At 40.5% G+C, this 19,735-nt stretch carries 19 protein-coding genes; 7 read left to right on the top strand and 12 right to left on the bottom strand.

Annotated elements, in window-relative coordinates:
- Nucleotides 1–2: 2 nt before the first annotated feature.
- The 5 genes from I2F31_RS00400 to I2F31_RS00380 form a co-directional block, all read right to left on the bottom strand.
- On the bottom strand, nucleotides 3–998 hold the full coding sequence (locus I2F31_RS00400; RefSeq protein WP_195769161.1) for a Csu type fimbrial protein: 996 nt from the start codon (nucleotides 996–998) through the stop codon (nucleotides 3–5).
- Between the two features lie 2 nt (nucleotides 999–1,000).
- On the bottom strand, nucleotides 1,001–3,439 hold the full coding sequence (locus tag I2F31_RS00395; RefSeq protein ID WP_195769162.1) for a fimbria/pilus outer membrane usher protein: 2,439 nt from the start codon (nucleotides 3,437–3,439) through the stop codon (nucleotides 1,001–1,003).
- A 5-nt stretch (nucleotides 3,440–3,444) separates the two neighbouring features.
- On the bottom strand, nucleotides 3,445–4,167 hold the full coding sequence (locus I2F31_RS00390; protein WP_195769163.1) for a fimbrial biogenesis chaperone: 723 nt from the start codon (nucleotides 4,165–4,167) through the stop codon (nucleotides 3,445–3,447).
- Nucleotides 4,168–4,291: 124 nt separating this feature from the next.
- Nucleotides 4,292–4,813, bottom strand: coding sequence for a Csu type fimbrial protein (locus tag I2F31_RS00385; RefSeq protein WP_195769164.1), 522 nt, complete (start codon nucleotides 4,811–4,813; stop codon nucleotides 4,292–4,294).
- A 384-nt stretch (nucleotides 4,814–5,197) separates the two neighbouring features.
- Complete coding sequence (locus tag I2F31_RS00380; protein WP_195773281.1) at nucleotides 5,198–6,550, bottom strand: 8-oxoguanine deaminase; 1,353 nt, start codon at nucleotides 6,548–6,550, stop codon at nucleotides 5,198–5,200.
- A gap of 184 nt (nucleotides 6,551–6,734) precedes the next feature.
- On the opposite strand from I2F31_RS00380, the gene I2F31_RS00375 reads away from it, so the two are divergent.
- From I2F31_RS00375 to rluB, 4 genes are all read left to right on the top strand, one after another.
- Nucleotides 6,735–7,352, top strand: coding sequence for an L-threonylcarbamoyladenylate synthase (locus I2F31_RS00375; RefSeq protein ID WP_195769166.1), 618 nt, complete (start codon nucleotides 6,735–6,737; stop codon nucleotides 7,350–7,352).
- Nucleotides 7,353–7,470: 118 nt separating this feature from the next.
- Entirely contained in the window at nucleotides 7,471–8,262 is a 792-nt protein-coding gene (locus I2F31_RS00370; RefSeq protein ID WP_195769167.1) for a segregation and condensation protein A, read from the top strand.
- A complete protein-coding gene (gene scpB / locus I2F31_RS00365) occupies nucleotides 8,259–8,822 on the top strand; it encodes an SMC-Scp complex subunit ScpB (RefSeq protein ID WP_195769168.1) in 564 nt (187 codons plus the stop codon). The genes I2F31_RS00370 and scpB overlap by 4 nt, the downstream gene beginning before the upstream one ends.
- 41 nt (nucleotides 8,823–8,863) lie before the next feature.
- The gene (rluB, locus tag I2F31_RS00360) at nucleotides 8,864–9,838 is read left to right on the top strand and encodes a 23S rRNA pseudouridine(2605) synthase RluB (protein ID WP_195773280.1); all 975 of its coding nucleotides are present in this window, start codon (nucleotides 8,864–8,866) and stop codon (nucleotides 9,836–9,838) included.
- Nucleotides 9,839–9,877: 39 nt separating this feature from the next.
- On the opposite strand, the gene bioD is transcribed toward rluB, so the two are convergent.
- From bioD to I2F31_RS00330, 6 genes are all read right to left on the bottom strand, one after another.
- Entirely contained in the window at nucleotides 9,878–10,528 is a 651-nt protein-coding gene (gene bioD / locus I2F31_RS00355; protein ID WP_213014772.1) for a dethiobiotin synthase, read from the bottom strand.
- Nucleotides 10,528–11,292: a malonyl-ACP O-methyltransferase BioC gene (gene bioC / locus I2F31_RS00350; RefSeq protein ID WP_195769189.1), complete on the bottom strand. Its 765-nt coding sequence runs from the start codon at nucleotides 11,290–11,292 to the stop codon at nucleotides 10,528–10,530. The genes bioD and bioC overlap by 1 nt, the downstream gene beginning before the upstream one ends.
- Nucleotides 11,292–12,440 (bottom strand): 8-amino-7-oxononanoate synthase, encoded by a 1,149-nt coding sequence (locus I2F31_RS00345; RefSeq protein ID WP_195769170.1) that lies wholly within the window; start codon nucleotides 12,438–12,440, stop codon nucleotides 11,292–11,294. Before I2F31_RS00345 ends, bioC begins: the two co-directional genes overlap by 1 nt.
- A complete protein-coding gene (gene bioA, locus I2F31_RS00340) occupies nucleotides 12,428–13,720 on the bottom strand; it encodes an adenosylmethionine--8-amino-7-oxononanoate transaminase (protein WP_195769171.1) in 1,293 nt (430 codons plus the stop codon). The genes I2F31_RS00345 and bioA overlap by 13 nt, the downstream gene beginning before the upstream one ends.
- Nucleotides 13,721–13,808: 88 nt before the next feature.
- Nucleotides 13,809–14,510, bottom strand: coding sequence for an alpha/beta fold hydrolase (locus tag I2F31_RS00335; RefSeq protein ID WP_195769172.1), 702 nt, complete (start codon nucleotides 14,508–14,510; stop codon nucleotides 13,809–13,811).
- A 124-nt stretch (nucleotides 14,511–14,634) separates the two neighbouring features.
- The gene (locus I2F31_RS00330) at nucleotides 14,635–15,360 is read right to left on the bottom strand and encodes an acid phosphatase (protein ID WP_195769173.1); all 726 of its coding nucleotides are present in this window, start codon (nucleotides 15,358–15,360) and stop codon (nucleotides 14,635–14,637) included.
- Nucleotides 15,361–15,573: 213 nt separating this feature from the next.
- Here I2F31_RS00330 and I2F31_RS00325 point away from each other — a divergent pair, with 213 nt between their 5' ends.
- The gene (locus tag I2F31_RS00325; RefSeq protein WP_228285117.1) at nucleotides 15,574–16,044 is read left to right on the top strand and encodes a peroxiredoxin; all 471 of its coding nucleotides are present in this window, start codon (nucleotides 15,574–15,576) and stop codon (nucleotides 16,042–16,044) included.
- Between the two features lie 2 nt (nucleotides 16,045–16,046).
- On the opposite strand, the gene I2F31_RS00320 is transcribed toward I2F31_RS00325, so the two are convergent.
- On the bottom strand, nucleotides 16,047–16,523 hold the full coding sequence (locus I2F31_RS00320; RefSeq protein ID WP_195773278.1) for a type IV secretion protein Rhs: 477 nt from the start codon (nucleotides 16,521–16,523) through the stop codon (nucleotides 16,047–16,049).
- 234 nt (nucleotides 16,524–16,757) lie between these two features.
- Here I2F31_RS00320 and I2F31_RS00315 point away from each other — a divergent pair, with 234 nt between their 5' ends.
- Nucleotides 16,758–18,383, top strand: coding sequence for an NAD+ synthase (locus I2F31_RS00315; RefSeq protein ID WP_195773277.1), 1,626 nt, complete (start codon nucleotides 16,758–16,760; stop codon nucleotides 18,381–18,383).
- Nucleotides 18,384–18,531: 148 nt separating this feature from the next.
- Entirely contained in the window at nucleotides 18,532–19,665 is a 1,134-nt protein-coding gene (gene dapE / locus I2F31_RS00310; protein WP_195769177.1) for a succinyl-diaminopimelate desuccinylase, read from the top strand.
- Nucleotides 19,666–19,735 lie beyond the last annotated feature (70 nt).

The raw sequence follows: 19,735 nt of genomic DNA, 5'->3' as shown, positions 1-19,735 counted from the left end.
ACCTAATAAGAAATGGTCACAATGACGGAATCACTATAAGTACCCGGGCTCACCGCAGTTTGTGCAATATTAGGAATTCGGCCATACACTATTGTATTTTGTGCCGTGCCTGTACCTGTAAGACTAACCACTTGGCTTGTATTCCATTGTCGTGTACGCGTTGCATCTGAATATAAGTCATATGCAATATACTCTTGGCTAGCCGTACTATACATTCGGCGTAAACCCAAACTGCTACTATAGTAATCTCCTAGTCCAAGCTGAATACTATACGGCGTACCTGAATTACAAGTACTATTCACTGCACCTGTTGCATCATAAACTGTGTTCGATGTATTCACACTTGGCATTGTACCAAAATTCACGCTAGATGTTGTATTGAGCTGACAGAATTTAGGCACAACATAAGATGCTGTGAGTACCATACTTCCTGCATCAGGGTTATTTAAGTAATCTGCCACTGTATTACGCTCACAACTACCTGCCCTTGATTGCATATCCCAGTAAATCGTGGCTGTTGCTGTATATGTTCCCACGGGATACGCCAATAAACTGGATGTTTGTGCAGGCACCATTAAACTCACATTATAACTAATCGTATTACCTGAACGTGAAGTCGTGGTAGGCCCATACCATGTACCACTGGTCATACTGGAGGTGTTTCCTCCCCCACCTACCGTACCATACACACGTATGGGCAAAGTTTTATCACTATTAGCAGAAGTATTGGCAGTAAAAGAAGCCATCACACAAATACGTGCCAGACTGGTCGGTACAAGAAAGAAGCCTAGACCAAGTGGGCTACTGTAACATAAGATTGTACCACTCATAGCCACAGGGGCATCTGACATAATATTTGAAGAGGTATAATTATATGTACCTGAAGTTGAACCTGAGTTCTCACATACCGCATAAGATGTATGACTTATACATAATGCCAAGCAAAACCCAATGGCCACGAGAAAATAACGCAAATAACGTCTACAAGTAAATCTCATACTTATTGGCATACAAACGGCCCTATTTTTTCGATACCAGAGGTATTTTTTTCATTATAGTCAAACTGTGCAGTACATTCACCCTCACCCAACAAATCAACAGTTAAAGTATTGTGTTGCAACAGCCCATCAACAAAAACTTCACCATCATAACCCAATACAGCTTGTGACTGACCATTCACTGTCACAGTATATCCGGCACCTAAATCTGCTTGTTTCGTATTGACCAAATGTACAATGGCAGACACCACTTGATGCGCTTTAAAGTCAATAGAGGCACCTTGTTTATACCCTGCGGTTAATTTTTTCTCTGTGCTATCTATTCGCCAATCTAAAGGTAGGTTCGCAGGGTTAGCGTAAATGGTATGGGTTCTATACGGCGTTAAATCTGAAATAAAGAAGTTTCCTTTTGAGTCAGTCTCCCCTAAAGTTACACCACCATTAATCACTTTTGTTCGAGGCCCTGCATTTTTAACCAAGGCATACCCGTCACCCACTTGGTTGGCTGCAAAAAGCTTATTTTCCGCAAAAACCAAAGCACCTGTGGCAGACAAACCTAACTGTTGCAACATATTACTATAGTTATATTTGGCAGAAAGGTATGCATAACGATGAGTATAATTTAAATAAGTAGACAACCCTTGTACATCTTGACTATGGCTTGCACTTACCCCCCACCCCAAACTGTTTAAACTTTGTGTTGATGAACTTGCAATATCGACTTGCTGTGACGTGACATTACCATCGACACCTGCAGTCGTGGCTATACTTAAAGCTGATTTTTGAGGAGTGTAGCGTAAGGTCAGATATGCACCAAAATTCTTTTGATTGATCATGTCTTGATATGCAGAGAAAAATAGACCCCAGCTACGGCTTAAAGTTTTACTTAAACTCAATGACAGTTGCTTATAGCGATTACTCTGTGTCATCACAGAATTATAGCCCAAGTAAACGCTTGCACCACTTGTGAGCTGGTAATTTGCTCCCAATCGAAACATTTGTTTGGCAGATGACGTACTGTCCGTCTCTAACAAGGTACTACTAGAAGGAACATAATGGGTTGTATAATAGCGATCTGCGACTCGACCTAAGTTAAAATAACCATCAAAACCATTGAGTATACTCATATTAAGATTTAGTTTTGATGATGCCTTAAACTCCAAGGTACTTGAAACCAAAGCTCCTGTTTGACCATCATATTGGCTTGCCGCAACATTGGTACTTAGCACACCACGATCAAACACATTGGTTGCAATACCTGCCCCTAAATTTAATAAACCATTTGATGAAAGCTCAAGCCCCCCATCTACCGTCAAACGAGGTGTTAAACCATAGCGTAATGAAGATGATGAAAATAAAAGCTGTGGTGCATAATCATTCGAGCGTGTTGAGTAGTTAAAGCGAGGGACACCCACATCAACAGAAAACTGATTAATGCCTTTTTGTAAAATCTTAACAGACGTATAGTATGGTTTTGTAGAGACCGACTGCTGACCATTCATGTCTGTCGTGACTAAAGTGACCTGATTTCCTGAAACAAATGGTAACGATTTAACATCAAAAGGGCCTGATGGAATTGCACCTGAGTATATTTTTTGTTGATTCACATACAAATCTAATGTCGATGGTAACGTTGCTGTACCGGAAAGCTCTGGTGAAGCAATCGTGACAATATCTCCTCTTTGCTCATAAGCACTGGCCCACTGCAAACCCAACAAACGTACACTGCTATTCCACTGCGTACTATTACTCACAAAATCCCCTAAGGTATAAGAGCGAATTTTTACAGGGTCAATATATTGCCAATAACTCGATAAGCGAACAAAGTTTGGATGATTATCATCGGTTTTTTTTTCGTTACTATATGAAAATAAACTACTTAAGCTACCCCAAGAGTGGTTCATCATTAAATGACCACTGGCTGCCAAATACTTTTTTGTCTGACTATAATTTTGATACAGATTATAATTAAAAATCGTTGCATTAAACGGTTGCGAATCAACGGCTGTCGTTTTAGAGGTATCGTCTGATAAGTTAACCGCATAACGTGCTAAATAATTTACTGGCACATCTAACAATAGTGTTTGATTCGATAAGTCATATTGGTAATGAAGCCAAGGTAGGTCTTTTAAATTCACCCACTCTGTATCTACAATATGACTGTCTATTTTTAGACGTAGACTCCGTAAGTCTAATGCTGAAATGAAGAATTGGCCTTGTGCATTGGTTTTGACACGAATCAAATCACTGCTTGGATAATGATTGACAGACACATTTAAAAATAAATCTGCATCTGTCTGTAATTTAGAGACATCTAAAGTCGCAACTGGGGTAATAGCAGGAATACTGTCTTGATCTAATGTAAAGCTTGTATCAGCAGAAACAAAGGTGCTATGAATTAAGGTGACCCCAAAGAAAAAATATACCTTTTTTTGCACCATAGGCTTTATAACCGAGTTTCTTTACCATTTACAACAAGCTGTAAATAATATTGGCGTGATGGATCAAAGATAAAATCATTACGAATTGGATAACTTTTCTGACTTCCTGCAAGTACATAACCATTAACAGTACCAATTTGCAATGGATACTCTTTATTTGTTGTTGCGTCTACTAGTTTTACATCCGTAAGTAAAGTACGTATACCGCCTTGATTTGTTACAGTAAGCACACTTTTATCTGCATATTGTTCAATTGTCCAAGCCAATTTAAGTTGACTATTTGGATTGGTAATAAAAACAGGCAATGAAATTCGCATCAGTACTGTCAGGCCTTGCGACAATTTACGACTGTCTATAGGTTTTGGGATCTCATCTAAAATTAAACGATAGCTCTTTTCACCAGTAATTGGCTTTTTGTCTAAATGCACTATACGATAATTATATGATGATGATGCGGCTAAATGTGTCACAGGTGGGCTAATCACCAAGTCCGTAGTGGGTACTAAAATATCTTTTCCATTTTCCTGCGTCCATTTAAACGCTCTTGCCTGTAAAGTTGTTGATTCAGACGATTGATTAAATACAGTCAAAGTTTGGCTGTTTTGAGCCATTTCAAATTCAACTGTTGTGGGTGAAATACGTAGTGATGCTGCTTGCGTACTGCTCGCACACAGTGCAACCATACACGCAACGACGCTACTAAAAACACCTAATCCAAACTTCTGCATAACGACAACCATATACATAAAAAATACAACACTAAAAATAATAATGTGGTGGAAGTATTTAGCACCCTTCCACCACACATAGACCACATATTGTGCATGTGAATCTATATCACATCACTGACGTTTAGTAATTTACAGTTAGAACTACTGTGTCAACGTATGAACCAACACTTGGTAATACTGTGCCCGCAGGGATTTTACCAAATACTTGTGTTGCTTGTACTTGGCCTGTACCTGTACCAGAAAGTACTGTGCTTGTATCAATTTTATTTTTGTAACCTGCATCTGAGTATAAGTTGTACGGTAGAACATCTGTACCTGCCGCACCACCAATCATCTGACGTTGGCCAGAAGCAGCATTTGCACCGCCATCAAAAGTAAGGTTCCATGCTGTGCCTTTGTTACACAACACGTTTACAGCACCATTACCACTTGCAGCAGTGCTTGCATTGGCATCTGTAGCTAAGCTAGACAATGAACCAAAGTCTAATGTGGTATTACCCATGCTACCACCCGTTGCAGAGGTGTTAATGACACAACTCGAAGTAATTTGTGCTTTTACAGTCATTGCACCATTTGTTGTTGCTGCAGAAGCCGAATCTGCAACAGGAAGGAGAATCGCTAACATTGATAGAAATTTATTCATAAAATTTCCCCTATAAAGTAAAGGTGAGAGAGAAGTAAAGAGAGATACTTAAAAAATTAATGTAAATAACTCAACATTAACTATTGTAAGATAGAATATTTTTCAATTATATAACAGTAACCAAACACGACCTAGCCACTCAAAATAGACATGAATAATGCCTTCTTCGTAAATTGAAACAAATTACTCCTTTTTACAACCAGAGGTATAGTGATTTAAAACACATATTTAACTCAAATAGCGATAAAAATCACACCAAACAACCCCATCTAACAGCTAAAGACTAGCACCCAAATATTTACATAAAATTACAATAAAACACAGAAAAGCCAATGTAAAAGCTGTGGACCACCTATTTGATATAAAAAATAAGCCAGATCCAGCTTATGATGCCAACAAATATTTTGCCTGCTGATGATGCTGTGCACGAAGTTCTTCAATATCTACACATTGCATTTCTTTGTCTTTCACAACCCAATTGCCTTTCACCATGACATGCTGTACTTGATCTGCACCACATAATAACAATGCAGAAATTGGATCATGACTGCCAGAAAAACGTAGTTCTTCTAAACGATAAAATGCCAAATCTGCCTGATACCCCACAGCAATTTGCCCCAAATGGTCGGCTCGCCCAAGCAATTTTGCAGAGCCTTGTGTCGCCCAATTTAAAGCCAGTTCAGGTGTGATTTTTTCAGCACCATATTTTAAGCGTTGTAAATACAAGGCTTGTTTCGCCTCTAAAATAAGATTAGAGGCATCACCAGATGCCGAACCATCTACCCCCAAACCAATTGGAGCCCCCGCTGCTTGCAAATCAAGTGTCGGACAAATGCCTGATGCCAAACGCATATTGGAATGTGGACAATGGCAAATACCCACCCCATGTTCCCCTAAACGTTTGATCTCGTCAGCATTAAAGTGAATCCCGTGTGCAAGCCAAGTGCGATTATTCAACCAACCCACACTTTCTAAATAATCGACAGTACGTAGCCCAAACATTTTTAAACAAAACTGTTCTTCATCTAAGGTTTCAGCCAAATGTGTATGTAAGCGAACATCTAATTTTTCTGCTAAATCTGCACTTTGTTGCATAATTTCACGCGTGACAGAAAATGGCGAACATGGTGCTAATGCAATATTCACCATCGCACCTGCATCTCTTTGATGGTATGTTCTCACCAAACGCTCACTATCGGCTAAAATGGTCTCTATCTCTTGTACAGTATGTTGTGGAGGTAAACCACCTTGGTCTTGGCCTAAACTCATTGAGCCACGTGTAAGCATCACTCGCATACCTAAAGATTGAGAGGCGTGTACTTGTATATCAATCGCATCAGTTAACTGCTGCGGAAATAAATAATGATGATCTGCTGCAAAAGTACAGCCAGACATCACCAATTCAGACAACGCAACTTGCGTGGCTAAATATAATTGCTCAGAGTTGAGTTTTGCCCATACAGGGTACAAATTCTCCAACCAAGGAAACAATGGTGCATTGACCACAGGTTTCCATGCTCGCGTTAACGTCTGATAAAAATGATGATGACTATTAATTAGCCCAGGAATAATCACATCACGGCTGGCATCATAGAACTGATCATATGGCGTAGTCGGTTGTTGTCCTAAAGCCACTAACTCTACAATGACCCCACCTGAAATCACCACGCCACCGCTTGCATCTAACTCATTTGCAGTATAAATGGCTTGCGGGTTTTTGATCCAAACTGTTGTCATGTTGGCTTACTCTTTTTGTGTTCACTAAAGTTAAGCAAAAAATATGCCTTAAAGTATAAAAATTCTGTCGTACCTTGCTTATATTTCAACAAATACAATAAACATAGAAGTGAGTATGACTGACTAGAAATATGCTTACAATTTATGCATAATACGCCATCAAAAAATCTTGCTGGAGCGTCGCATGCTACACCTTAGAGTCCATCCTGATAACCCACAGCAACGACTCATCAAACAAGCTGTAGATCTTATTCGTGAAGGTAATATTATTGTTTACCCTACAGATGCGGCATATGCAATTGGTTGCAAAATTGGCGATAAAAATGCTGTAGAACGCATTTCTCGTATTCGTCAGCTTGATGCAAAACATCAGTACACCATTTTATGTAGTGACCTATCACATTTGGCCAACTTTGCCAAAGTAGACAACCCAACCTATAGACTATTAAAAGCACATACACCTTCTGCAACCACATTTATTTTACCTGCAACCAGCGAAGTGCCTAGACGCTTAATGCACCCAAAGAAAAAAACCATTGGTTTACGTGTACCTGACAACACCGTGTGTCAAATGCTATTACAAGAATTTGGTGAACCATTACTTACCAGTACACTCATTCTACCCAATCAATCTGAGCCTTTAGATGACCCATACGAAATAGAAATGCAGTTAGGCAATTTGGTTGATGTGTTTATTGACAGTGGTTTTGGTACGCTGAAAGAAACCAGTATTGTTGATTTATCAGGTGACCAAGCCGAAGTGATTCGTCATGGTGCAAGCGATGTGAGTGCTTTTGAGTAAGATGTATTTACTTTTAAAATAAATAGATTAAAATCATTCGGTACATTTTCGATCAAGTTGCTGACGTAACAACTTGATCTTCTCATGCTTTTGAAAATTCGCGTGGCTTAAATATTTCATGAATTCTGCTTTACAAGCTCCTGTGGCACAGTCGCCTGCTATACGTGTATTTGACCAATACCACAATGACATCCCTGACGACTTATACATTCCACCCGCTGCATTCCAAATTTTGCTCAGCTACTTTGAAGGACCACTCGATTTTTTACTGTATTTAATTAAAAAAAATGGCTTTGATTTATTACAGCTCGACATTGCGCCAATTGCCACGCAATACCTAAGCTATATTCAGCAAATGAAGTCACTTGATATCGAGCTTACTGCTGACTATTTGGTCATGGCGGCCTTACTTGCTGACCTCAAATCTAGACTCTTACTGCCTAGACCAACTACACTTCAAATTGAAGATGACCCAAAACAGCAACTGGTGGAACGCTTAGAACAGTATTTACGCATAAAAGAAGCCGCAACGGCGTTAAATGCTCTACATGTACTCGACCGAGACACCTTTAGCCCTCAAATCATGCTTGGACAGGCCAAAGTCAATCTCGATGGGTTCGACGCCAATATTTTAAGCGATGCCTTGCACTGCCTATTTAACCGCCCCGAGCCGATGACTCACCAAGTTGCCTCAGAGAACGTATCGCTCGAAGAACGCATGGAACATATTGAACACACATTACAACGTGGCCAACGTTACACATTTAATCAACTACTTACGCCCAAGCAAGGCAAAGTCGGTATGGTGGTGACATTCATGGCCATTTTAGAGTTAGCAAGACAAGAAAAGATTACAATTTTAGCCACAGGTGTTGAAGAGCCTTTGTCTATTTGTGGAGTTCAAACATGAATACGGCACAACAGCATGATGTTTTAATGCAACTTGAAGCGATTATTTTTGCCAGTGACACACCTGTTTCAATTCAGTTCTTGAAAGCAGCTTTTAAAAATCAATATAATAAGCAAGAGATCAAAGTATTATTGCAACAATTGGCCACCTTACAGCATGGTCGCTCAATTGAACTGATTGAAACAGCCCAAGGCTATAGATTTCAAGTACGTGCCAAATACCGTGAAACCATTCAAGAGACATGGCCAGACAAGCCCATTAAGCTCTCTCCATCTCTCGTTGAGATATTGGCCGTGATTGCTTACCATCAGCCCATGACACGGGCCGATATTGAACATATTCGAGGTGTGACCAACAATAGTCAGGTACTCAGAACCCTGTTTGACTGGGGCTGGATTAAGGAGTCAGGCTATAGAGAAGCGCCAGGACGACCCGCACTATTGGTCACAACCCCTCAATTTTTAAATGCTTTTGGTGTATCTTCATTAAGCCAACTGCCACCGCTACAGGATACCAAGGACGTATTCATGACACTTGATGCACATGCAACAACGTCGTGAAAAGGTGCACTGTTGATTGATTAATTCTAAGGTTTACTGTTATGAGTGAAAAGTTACAAAAAGTTTTAGCACGTGTTGGCCTCGGCTCACGTCGTTATATGGAAGAAGTGATTGCTTCTGGTCGTGTCAGTGTCAATGGTAAAGTCGCACATGTTGGCGAACGCATTGAGCAAGGCGATGAATTACGTATTGATGGCCGTAAAGTCCAGTTTCAAGTTGAAGATGAAATTCGTCGCCGTGTACTCATTTACTATAAACCAGAAGGTGAAATCTGTTCACGTAGTGACCCTGAGCAACGCCCAACCGTATTTGACCGCTTACCCCAAATTCCAAATGACCGTTGGGTGATGGTGGGTCGTTTAGATATTAACAGTACCGGCCTATTACTGTTTACAAACGATGGTGAACTTGCCAACCGCTTAATGCACCCATCAAATGAAATTGAACGTGAATATGCCGTACGTGTGATGGGTGACTTAACACCAGAAATGCGTAAAAAACTGACTGACGGTGTTGAGCTTGATGATGGCCCTGCCAAGTTTGAATCGATTACCGACTTAGGTGGTGAAGGCATTAACCGTTGGTATCAGGTTGTGGTAAAAGAAGGACGTAACCGTGAAGTACGTCGTTTGTTTGAATCACAAGAGCTCAAAGTCAGTCGTCTACTACGTACTCGCTATGGTTCTGTGATTTTACCAAGAGAACTGCGTACAGGTCGTTGGACTGAGCTGGATAAAAATGACATTGATGCATTAACCAAACTGGTTGAGCTTAAACCACGCCAAGGTACAGGCCTATTTGGTTTGGCAAAACGCCGTGCTGAGCGTATGTCTGAAAACCCAATGCCTGCACGTCGTGGTGGCTACTTGCGTCAACAGCCACGTGAAGAAGATTCATCGAATCAAAAATCACCAAGACCATCAAACCCGCGTCAAGGCCATGGCAATAACAATGGTGGCAATCGTGCTAAACCGTATGGCGCACCACGCCGTAACCGCCGTAACGATTCAGAGTAAATCAATACAAACAGCCTCTATTATATAGAGGCTGTTTTTTTATAAAGCATCACTTAAAGTTGGAATATCTATCCAATCTGCTTGTGGAAAGTGCTGACTCACATACTGTTTTAAATAACGTTTGCTCTCATTGGCAATACATACATCTTCTGCATCGTGGCACAGATTATACGCTACAGCATGCAAGGTCATACCTCTGTGCTTTAAAGCCTCTAAACTCAGTAAGGTATGATTAATACTGCCTAAACGCCCTGAAGTCACCAAAATGACAGGGTATTTTTTTTGAGCAATATAATCAATACTAAGTAACGCTTCAGTCAAAGGCACCATCAAGCCCCCCGCACCCTCAAGCAAGACCACATCAAAACGCTGGCTTAAAGTTTGCGTGGCCTGTTCAATGCGATCAAAATCAATCTCACGCCCATCTATACGTGACGCCAAATGTGGCGATGCAGGATAACTAAATATTTCAGGCATCGTGGTTTTGTCATGGTCTTCGGCAAAAAATGGCACACCCATGATACGACGGTGCTGTTCAATGTCTTCAGATACCGTATCATTACCTGTTTGTACCAGTTTTTGCGTAATGACTTTTTTACCTTGTGCCAAATATTGCCTAGCCAAATAGCCTGTGGCATAGGTTTTACCAATTTCAGTGTCTATACCACTAATAAAATAAACATTGTCCATTATTTTTTCCGAGCAATCACATAAAGAGGGTGATAGGTCAATGCATACTGACGGTTACCCTGTGTATCAAGCTGACTAAACTTGGCATAGTCATCATAAAACTGCTGTAGTTTTCGTTTATTCCACACAAAATCACGTTGATTTGCTGTGACACCTGTGGCCTTTAAATGTTTCAGTACGCGCAAGGGGTGTGCAAACCACAGGGTCATGATGTCTTGCTCTATATACAAGACCTCAAAACCTTGATGCTCTAACATCGCTGTCATTGTATCAACAGAGGTATAATCTAAGCCATGACCTGTGAGGGCTTTAATTTCTTGTAAGTTTTTCTCAGAAAAACTCGAAAAGACCAACCAGCCTTGATCATTTAACGCCTGATGTATACCTGCAAACAGTTGTTCAAGGTCTTGCACCCATTGCAATGCTGAACTAGACACCACCGCAGTTAAATGGCTTGGCAATGGCATGTGTTCAATATCGCCAATGCAAAACTCAAGCGAGTCATTCGGCTGAAAAAATTGCTCTACCTCGGCATAAATATCGTTAGCAAAATAGCGCTGTGGACGATACTGCCCTAACATCTGTCGTGTCAGATTCCCTGAACCACAACCAATTTCTAGCATTTTCTCAAGTGGTACAGGTACATACTGTGCCATGAGCCTGCTTAAATGTAGGCAAATTTTTTGCTGTGCAATGGCTTGTTCACTATAGCTTTCTTTAGCACGAGCAAAACGCTGTTTGACTTTATTTTTATCAATCTGCATCACAAGACATCTACCAAGGCATCAAGCTCATGCAAGCTAATAGATGCCATTAAAGAAATACGTAACCGTGCCTGATGCTTTGGCACAGTAGGTGGACGCACAGGCATAATATAAAAACCAAGCGCTTGTAACTGTTTTGATTTTTGTACCGCCTGCTCACTTTCACCCACAATAATCGGTACAAGATGACTACTTGATAGACAATCATAGCCCTTGCTCATGACCTCATTTTTGAGAACATGCCCCATGTGTTGTAAATGCTGACGCTGTTTTTGCATACCCTGCATACGCTCAAACATAAAATGCGTCCATGCAATATTAATGGGTGGTAATGCAGTGCTAAAAATCAGTGGACGCATGGTGTTAATTAAATAGGCTTTAATAATTTCATCACAGATTAAATAACCACCAACCGATGCCAACGCTTTACCAAACGTACCGACTAAAAAATCAATGTGTTCAATCACGGCGTATTGCTCAGCACAACCTAAACCACGTTCACCACGTACACCGATGGCATGAGCTTCATCGACATATAACATCACTTTATTAAACTGCTGTTTGAGCATGACTAAACCATGCAAGTCCACCTCGTCACCGTCCATACTAAAAATACTTTCAGTGACAATCAGAATGCGCTCGATGTCAGCATCATCATGGTACTTTTCAAGCAGTTGCTTTAAATGGTTTAAATCGTTGTGCTTATAGCGTACATACTTGGCTTGGCTTAAACGAATCCCATCAATCATACTGGCATGAACCAGCTTATCTGCCAAAATCAGTGTTTTGGCATTGGCCAGTGCTGGTAATATGCCAATATTCATGTGATAGCCACTATTGAACAATAGGGCTGATCGTCCAGCAAACGCACTAGACAATGTCTGTTCAAAGGCAGTGTACTCATCAAAATTACCCGTGAGTAACCGTGATGATGAACTGGTCATCAGGCTTTGATTTTGCTGTAAAAACTGCTGTTTTAATTCACTTTGACCCGCCAAGCCCAAGTAGTCATTTGAAGACAGATTCAGCATACATTTTGATGCCACAGTCAACCAATGCCCGTGCTGTTCATTATGAGTCAACTGGCGATAATTACCCTGCTTTTTAAGTGTGTCTAAGGTGTTTTGATAATGGTCTAACAATGACATATTTCACCTTTTGATAACTGCCGTACAACCTCAGACAATACCGTTAAAAGCTGTGTTAAATCGGCAGATGAAATCACATACGGTGGCATCACATAGACCAGTTTTCCAAAAGGTCTCACCCAAATACCACGTGCCACAAATATCTCTTGGAGTTGTTTGAGGTCAACTACCTCTCTCATTTCCACCACACCAATCGCACCTAAAACACGCACATCTTCTACACCATTTAAATCTGCAAGTGGTGAAAGTTGGCTTAATAAGATCTGTTCAATTCTGGAAATATTGGCTTGCCAGTCTTGTTCTAATAATAAAGTGGTGCTTTTTAATGCTACCGCACAGGCCAAAGGATTGGCCATAAAAGTTGGGCCATGCATAAACACCCCTGCTTCACCACTGGAAATGGTTTTTGCAATATGATCAGAGGTGAGTGTGGCGGCCAGTGTTAAGTATCCACCTGTAAGTGCCTTGCCAATACACATAATATCTGGGGCAACCCCTGCATGCTCCCACGCAAACAATTTTCCTGTACGACCAAAACCTGTAGCAATCTCATCAAAAATCATCAGAACTTGATATTTTTCACACAGCTTTTTTGCTTGGCGTAAATATTCGGGGTGATAAAACCGCATGCCCCCTGCACCTTGTACAATCGGCTCAATAATCATGGCCGCAATATGCTGATGGTGCGTGGCTAAAGTGGTTTCTAGAGCAGTGATATCATCGGCAATCCACTCACTGCCATAACGGCTTTGCGGTGCAGGCACAAAATAACGAATAGGTAATGCAGAACCAAAAACCTGATGCATACCTGTCACAGGGTCACAAACAGACATGGCATTCCATGTGTCGCCATGATAGCCCGAGTGCGTGGTCACAAAATTGGTTTTTTGATGCTGACCTTGTGCTGTCCAATATTGCACAGCCATTTTTAATGCCACCTCAACCGCCACTGAGCCTGAGTCTGCATAAAAAATTTTATCTAAATTGTCAGGGGTAATCGCCAGTAATACTTTACCCAGCTCAATGGCAGGGTCATGCGTTAAGCCACCAAACATAATGTGTGACATCTGCTGTAACTGGTTTTGAATCGCTTCATTGAGTGCAGTATGGTTATAACCATGTATGGCACACCACCAAGATGACATACCATCAATGAGCTGTGTACCATCGTCTAATTCAATGGTTGTGCCATACGCACGTTTGACCTTAAATGTAGGCAGTGGGTCAAGCATTGAGGTATACGGGTGCCATAAATGCAAACGATCAAATGAATCACTCATTGGCTTTGGGCTCTGAAGCGACAAGAAAAACGTTATGTTAGTTTTTTTACTATAGCAACGCTATTGCGAGATACGACAAATTGTTGTTTTACAATCTCTGTAAATAATGCTGTATACGCATTGCCGTTTCCTGAGCATGAAAAACAGGAAAAGCATGACTCATACCCTGCATCACTTCACACGAATACTGCTGTTGTAATGCATGCATCGCAGCGATTGGCACAAGTTGGTCTTTTTGTGCAAATATATGATGGCTTGGTATTGTTTGAAGCACCTCTCGTACATCTAACTGCTGCAACCAGTGTAAACCCTGTGTATAAAGTGACTCATTTGGTTTGGATAAATCAGTTACAAGCTTTTGCCACTGTGCTTTTGCTTGTTGATCGCCACGGCAGACATTAAAGTAAAATTGTTTTAGGGTTGCCTGACTCTCATTTAAATATTGTTGTTGAAACTGATCAAAGGCCTGTACTGGCATTGCATGTGGCCAATCAGATGAAGCCACAAAACAAGGATTTGATGCTAAGGTAATCACAGGTTTTATTTGCTGATCATGTGTTAACAGATAATGAGACAAAGTCACAGCAAGTTGCCCACCTAAAGACCATCCCACTAAAACATCTGCATGGAATGCCTCATGAATGAGTGCTTCAGGAATGTGATCAGGGTCAAAAATATCATGTACGCTGACACAGTGCCCCCGCTGTTGTAATTCATCACTTAATGCTTGCAAGGGTAAAACACCCATGCCCCACCCTGTTACAAGTATGATCTTTTTCTTTTGCATCATTTTAAAACACCAAAAACCAATACCATAATTATACGATGCTGAGCCATTAGGTCGATGCTCAAAAAGTTCATGGCATAAAAAAACCCAAACATTTCTGCTCAGGTTTTTTATACCGCAAAGAAAACTACTTGGTCTTACGTTGTATCTCTTGCTTGGCTTCTTCTAACATTTTGGTAAAGGCTTTGTCTGCATGTAAACGTGCCACAATCGCTGAACCTGTAATACGGCCAGCATCTACATCACTTTGCCAATGTACGCCACAAATTACACGGCTTTGACCAAACTCATAGCCACGCTGTAAAATTTCATTTTGGCGTTCAGGGCGAATCTCTGCCAACACCAAAGCAGATGACCAACCAATGGTGGTATGGCCTGAAGGATAAGACCCGTTTTTGCTTAAACTGGCTTCATCATTTGGTGTACACGTATGTGAATTAAAGAACATAAATGGACGCAAACGCATATAATGCTCTTTCGCCGCTTTAGTTGCATAATTCCCTGCATCTGTACGTAACTTTTTCAAAATTTCATACGTAACAGGTGTATTTTGTGGTGAAATTTCAATACCAAAAGCTTGTGAAAAAGGCTTACCAATATTGGCATCAGATAAGTCTGCATCTTCCGCAGCCACTTTCCAACGCTCTGTACCCACAAGGCTTTTTGCTTGGTCATACGCCGCTTTATCACGCAAAAAATCGACGCTATTGTATGCAGGTGGTGCAGGTACAATCGCTAAACTGTCTGGTGCTTGATTAAGCTGTAAAAACGAGTTACTTTGCTCTAGCGCATAACTTGTAGATACCGCACCTATAGTAGTGATGAGTGTGCATAATAATGTTTTAATTTTCATACTTTTTACTATTTGATAAACTTACAAGCGTTATAATATAACAGCTATTTTGACCAAAAAATGACAAAGCCATGTCATTTATATGACAAAATGCATATGTGTTATGATGATCACTTTATATAAACCACATGCCATCGTATGCGTTTTTACTTTTTTATTAACCTCATGTCATTCAACATACTTCAACCTTTACATGCAGCAAATGACTTTAAAATGAGTACCTCTGCAACATGGGTAGGACAAACTGCACCTGATTTTCAGCGGTTAGATCAAAATGGTAAGCCACATACACTCAGCCAATACAAAGGCAAATGGGTGGTGCTCTATTTTTACCCCAAAGATAACTCTCCAGGTTGCACCGAAGAGGCCAAACAATTTAAAACGCTTTATCTTCAGTTTTTAAAACAACACGCTGTCGTACTTGGCGTCAGCTTAGATGACATGGCATCACACCAACACTTTGCAGATAAACTTCAACTACCCTTTCCTATTTTAGTCGATGACAAACAAACACTTGCCCAACAGTTTGGCGTAGTACGCAACTTTGGCATTATTCAGTTTGCCAAAAGAGAAACTTTTTTAATTGACCCTCAAGGCAATATTACGTACCACTACCAAAGCGTAAATACACAAACACATGCCGCTCAGGTATTGGCAGATATTACAAAAGCCAATCAACATTAATGCTAACTTTGGCAGATAAAAGCAACACAAGCTGCTCGTTTTGGATTTTGCTCACCTAAGCAACAATCTAAAAAGTGGTCTTGTACCATTTGTGCTTGTTGTTCTATGCCATAGTCTAAAAAGCACTTATTCTCTGACAATACGTAACGATAGCGCCGATTCAATATAGCACGACGAATCACAGCTAAACCATGTTGCACTTGCCATACATGCACCATCTCATGAATAAACCATGATTGAGTGTAAATATTGGCTTGAGAAAAATCATCAGACCACTGTGCAATATGAATATAAATATTGCCATTGGGGCTTAAAGCATAATTTTGTAAAATAGCCCTATGTGCCACAATAAACACGTCATCGAGTTCAATACTGTTAGCAAAAACAGAATGTACTAACTGCTGTTCACCAAGTGTTAATTTACGCTTTTTTTGCACAAAACGGGCATTTAATCGCTGTAAAAACCGTGTAAAGCACATGCAACACCTATATAATAGAAAAACATGAATGTTATTCGTAATAAACTGTTATTTTTTATTATATCCACATCGTTTTTTAGATATTTAGGCCTAATCTTGGCAGTGTATCTTATTTATCATAGTACACTTGCAGTGAAACCCGAAAATATCAGTATACCATTACAATTGGCTGAATAATTAAACTCAAAAAATCAGCCGATTGTTTATCCTTTAAAGGAATAGGATTTTGTTTAAATGAAAAATTTTAAAATAGCACTTGCTCAGTTTTCTCCGTACATTGGTAACCTAGAACACAATACGAAAAAGATGATTGAGCAAGCCCATCAGGCCAAATTAGATGGTGCAGACCTGATTGTATTTCCTGAACTTAGTATGTTGGGCTACCCTGCCGAAGACCTGCTGTTACGCCCAAGTCTTAAAAAAAGAACCTTAGATGCCTTCCAGGCACTTACCGAGGTCAAAGACATTGTCATGGTGTTTGGTTTTGCCCATCAGACTGAACAAGGTCAAACCTATAACTCGGCTGCTGTCATGAAAGATGGAGAAGTACTAGGCATATATAACAAACAAAACTTGCCAAACTACGGCGTATTTGATGAAAAACGCTACTTTAGTGCAGGACAACAGCACCTTGTCTTTGAATACTTTGGGCATAAATTTGGTGTACTCATCTGTGAAGATGTCTGGACTCTAAGCACAGTACAACAATTGGCACAGCTCAACATAGACACCGTATTGGTACTCAATTCATCTCCATACGAGGTGGGTAAACCACAACACCGTATTCAAACCCTGACCAAACTAGCTCAACAACTCAATATTAATATTGTTTATACCAACCAAGTGGGCGGTCAAGACGACTTAATTTTTGATGGTACGAGCTTTGTCGTCACACGCGATGGTCAACTTATTTTAAAAGCACCTTCTTTTGAAGAGAAAATCTATAGCGTCACGTATGATCAAGCCAAAGCAACTTTTGAGCCATCAACAATTGCACCTGAATTAGACACCATGGCAGAAATTTATCAAAGCCTTGTCATGGCAACACGTGACTATGTACAAAAGTCAGGTTTTCCAGGGGTGATTTTAGGTTTATCTGGTGGTATAGATTCTGCATTAACACTCGCGATTGCTGTAGATGCACTCGGTGCAGACAAAGTACAGGCTGTGATGATGCCATACACATATACAGCACAAATCAGCATTGAAGATGCAACCACTCAAGCCAAAAATCTAGGTATTACTTTTGGTGTAGCTGAAATACATAACATTGTAAAAAGCTTTCAACAAACCCTATACCCATTCTTTGGCAATGCACCAACAGACAGCACCGAAGAAAATTTACAAGCACGGGCACGTGGTACATTACTCATGGGCTTATCCAATAAATTTGGTAACCTTGTACTTTCAACAGGCAATAAATCTGAGCTTGCTGTGGGTTATTGTACCCTCTATGGCGACATGGTTGGTGGCTTTGCCGTACTCAAAGATGTATATAAAACCATTGTATTTGAGTTGGCAAAATACCGTAATAGCATTGCTGAAGAACCCGTCATTCCTGAACGTGTAATTACTCGTCCACCATCAGCAGAGCTAAAAGCCGAGCAAACAGACCAAGATTCTTTACCAAGCTATGACGTGCTTGATGGTATTTTATATGCCTATATTGAAGAAGACCAAAGCCAAGATGATATTATTGCTAAAGGCTTTGACAAAGTCGTAGTCGAAAAAGTCATTCAAATGGTCGATCGTAACGAATACAAACGCCGTCAAGGTTCTATTGGACCACGCATCAGTTCACGTGCTTTTAGCCGTGAACGCCGTTATCCAATTGTAAACCATTGGACTGCAGGTAAATAAACCAACCGCCTGTCAGTGAAAATGATTCACTGACAGGCTTTTTTTATGCTTAAAAATTATAACAACTTACAATTAAGCAGATTCAGCATTGCCTCTTGAGTATTCTGCTTTATTATATAAAACACATTTTTTTCACTTTATATTTTTCATGACTTCTTCAGCCACGTTAGCACTTAGCATAGAACTTTTACAACAACCCTCTGTTACACCTAATGACCATACCTGCCAACACATTATTGCCAAACGTTTAGAAAAACATGACTTTCATATTGAAAACATGCGTTTTGAAGATGTAGACAATATTTGGGCACGCCGTGGTACAACAGGCCCTGTATTTTGTTTTGCAGGTCATACCGATGTTGTACCCACAGGCAACGTAGATGCTTGGCACTCTGCCCCATTTAAGCCAGAAATACGAGATGGCAAACTCTATGGGCGTGGCAGTGCAGACATGAAAACAGCCATTGCAGCCATGATTACAGCCACAGAGCGTTTTGTTGAAAAATACCCAAACCATAAAGGCTCTATTGCTTACCTCATTACTTCTGATGAAGAAGGTCCTGCCAAAAACGGCACAGTAAGAGTTATTGAAACCCTAGAACAACGCCATGAAAAAATAGACTGGTGTTTGGTCGGCGAACCATCGAGTACAAACCGCTTAGGTGATATTGTAAAAAATGGTCGTCGTGGCTCACTCAATGCCAAAATCACCATTCAAGGCAAACAGGGTCATGTAGCCTACCCACACTTGGCGAAAAACCCAATTCATTTAGCAACCTCTGCCATTGATACTTTATGCAAAACTACATGGGATCAAGGTAATGAATACTTCCCTGCGACTAGCTTCCAAATTTCAAATATTAATGCAGGTACAGGTGCAACAAACGTCATTCCAGATGTTTTAGAGGTCACCTGTAATTTCCGTTATTGCACCGAAGTCACCGCAGATGAACTCAAAGCACGTGTGATTGACATCTTAGAAACCAACCAACTGGACTATCAGATTGAATGGAACTTGTCAGGTCAGCCATTTATTACCCCAGTAGGTGATTTAGTCAAAGCCACTCAACATGCCATTCAAAAAGTCTGTGGTTATGACACCACACTATCTACTAGTGGTGGCACATCAGATGGTCGATTCATTGCTCCAACAGGTGCACAAGTCATTGAATTGGGTGTGCTGAATGCCACTATTCACCAAGTCAATGAGCATGTAGATATTACCGACCTAGAACCACTGTCTGCCATTTACGAAGAAATGCTTGTACAGTTACTCACTTAACATATAAGTCAGTCAATATCACGCGACTGTGTCTATGCACTGACCTATTTATCAACAGCATTTTTCATAC

It is taken from the genome of Acinetobacter rathckeae (assembly GCF_015627125.1).
Taxonomy (GTDB): domain Bacteria; phylum Pseudomonadota; class Gammaproteobacteria; order Pseudomonadales; family Moraxellaceae; genus Acinetobacter; species Acinetobacter rathckeae.
Note: the sequence above shows the minus strand (reverse complement) of the source record. Positions and strands in the feature narration are given on the sequence as shown.

What these genes read in the sequence shown, in the direction of transcription:
- I2F31_RS00400 (WP_195769161.1), bottom strand. Translation starts at nt 998, where the DNA reads ATGAGATTTACTTGTAGACGTTATTTGCGTTATTTTCTCGTGGCCATT.
- I2F31_RS00395 (WP_195769162.1), bottom strand. Translation starts at nt 3,439, where the DNA reads ATGGTGCAAAAAAAGGTATATTTTTTCTTTGGGGTCACCTTAATTCAT.
- I2F31_RS00390 (WP_195769163.1), bottom strand. Translation starts at nt 4,167, where the DNA reads ATGCAGAAGTTTGGATTAGGTGTTTTTAGTAGCGTCGTTGCGTGTATG.
- I2F31_RS00385 (WP_195769164.1), bottom strand. Translation starts at nt 4,813, where the DNA reads ATGAATAAATTTCTATCAATGTTAGCGATTCTCCTTCCTGTTGCAGAT.
- I2F31_RS00380 (WP_195773281.1), bottom strand. Translation starts at nt 6,550, where the DNA reads ATGACAACAGTTTGGATCAAAAACCCGCAAGCCATTTATACTGCAAAT.
- I2F31_RS00375 (WP_195769166.1), top strand. Translation starts at nt 6,735, where the DNA reads ATGCTACACCTTAGAGTCCATCCTGATAACCCACAGCAACGACTCATC.
- I2F31_RS00370 (WP_195769167.1), top strand. Translation starts at nt 7,471, where the DNA reads ATGAATTCTGCTTTACAAGCTCCTGTGGCACAGTCGCCTGCTATACGT.
- scpB (WP_195769168.1), top strand. Translation starts at nt 8,259, where the DNA reads ATGAATACGGCACAACAGCATGATGTTTTAATGCAACTTGAAGCGATT.
- rluB (WP_195773280.1), top strand. Translation starts at nt 8,864, where the DNA reads ATGAGTGAAAAGTTACAAAAAGTTTTAGCACGTGTTGGCCTCGGCTCA.
- bioD (WP_213014772.1), bottom strand. Translation starts at nt 10,528, where the DNA reads ATGGACAATGTTTATTTTATTAGTGGTATAGACACTGAAATTGGTAAA.
- bioC (WP_195769189.1), bottom strand. Translation starts at nt 11,292, where the DNA reads ATGCAGATTGATAAAAATAAAGTCAAACAGCGTTTTGCTCGTGCTAAA.
- I2F31_RS00345 (WP_195769170.1), bottom strand. Translation starts at nt 12,440, where the DNA reads ATGTCATTGTTAGACCATTATCAAAACACCTTAGACACACTTAAAAAG.
- bioA (WP_195769171.1), bottom strand. Translation starts at nt 13,720, where the DNA reads ATGAGTGATTCATTTGATCGTTTGCATTTATGGCACCCGTATACCTCA.
- I2F31_RS00335 (WP_195769172.1), bottom strand. Translation starts at nt 14,510, where the DNA reads ATGATGCAAAAGAAAAAGATCATACTTGTAACAGGGTGGGGCATGGGT.
- I2F31_RS00330 (WP_195769173.1), bottom strand. Translation starts at nt 15,360, where the DNA reads ATGAAAATTAAAACATTATTATGCACACTCATCACTACTATAGGTGCG.
- I2F31_RS00325 (WP_228285117.1), top strand. Translation starts at nt 15,574, where the DNA reads ATGAGTACCTCTGCAACATGGGTAGGACAAACTGCACCTGATTTTCAG.
- I2F31_RS00320 (WP_195773278.1), bottom strand. Translation starts at nt 16,523, where the DNA reads ATGTGCTTTACACGGTTTTTACAGCGATTAAATGCCCGTTTTGTGCAA.
- I2F31_RS00315 (WP_195773277.1), top strand. Translation starts at nt 16,758, where the DNA reads ATGAAAAATTTTAAAATAGCACTTGCTCAGTTTTCTCCGTACATTGGT.
- dapE (WP_195769177.1), top strand. Translation starts at nt 18,532, where the DNA reads ATGACTTCTTCAGCCACGTTAGCACTTAGCATAGAACTTTTACAACAA.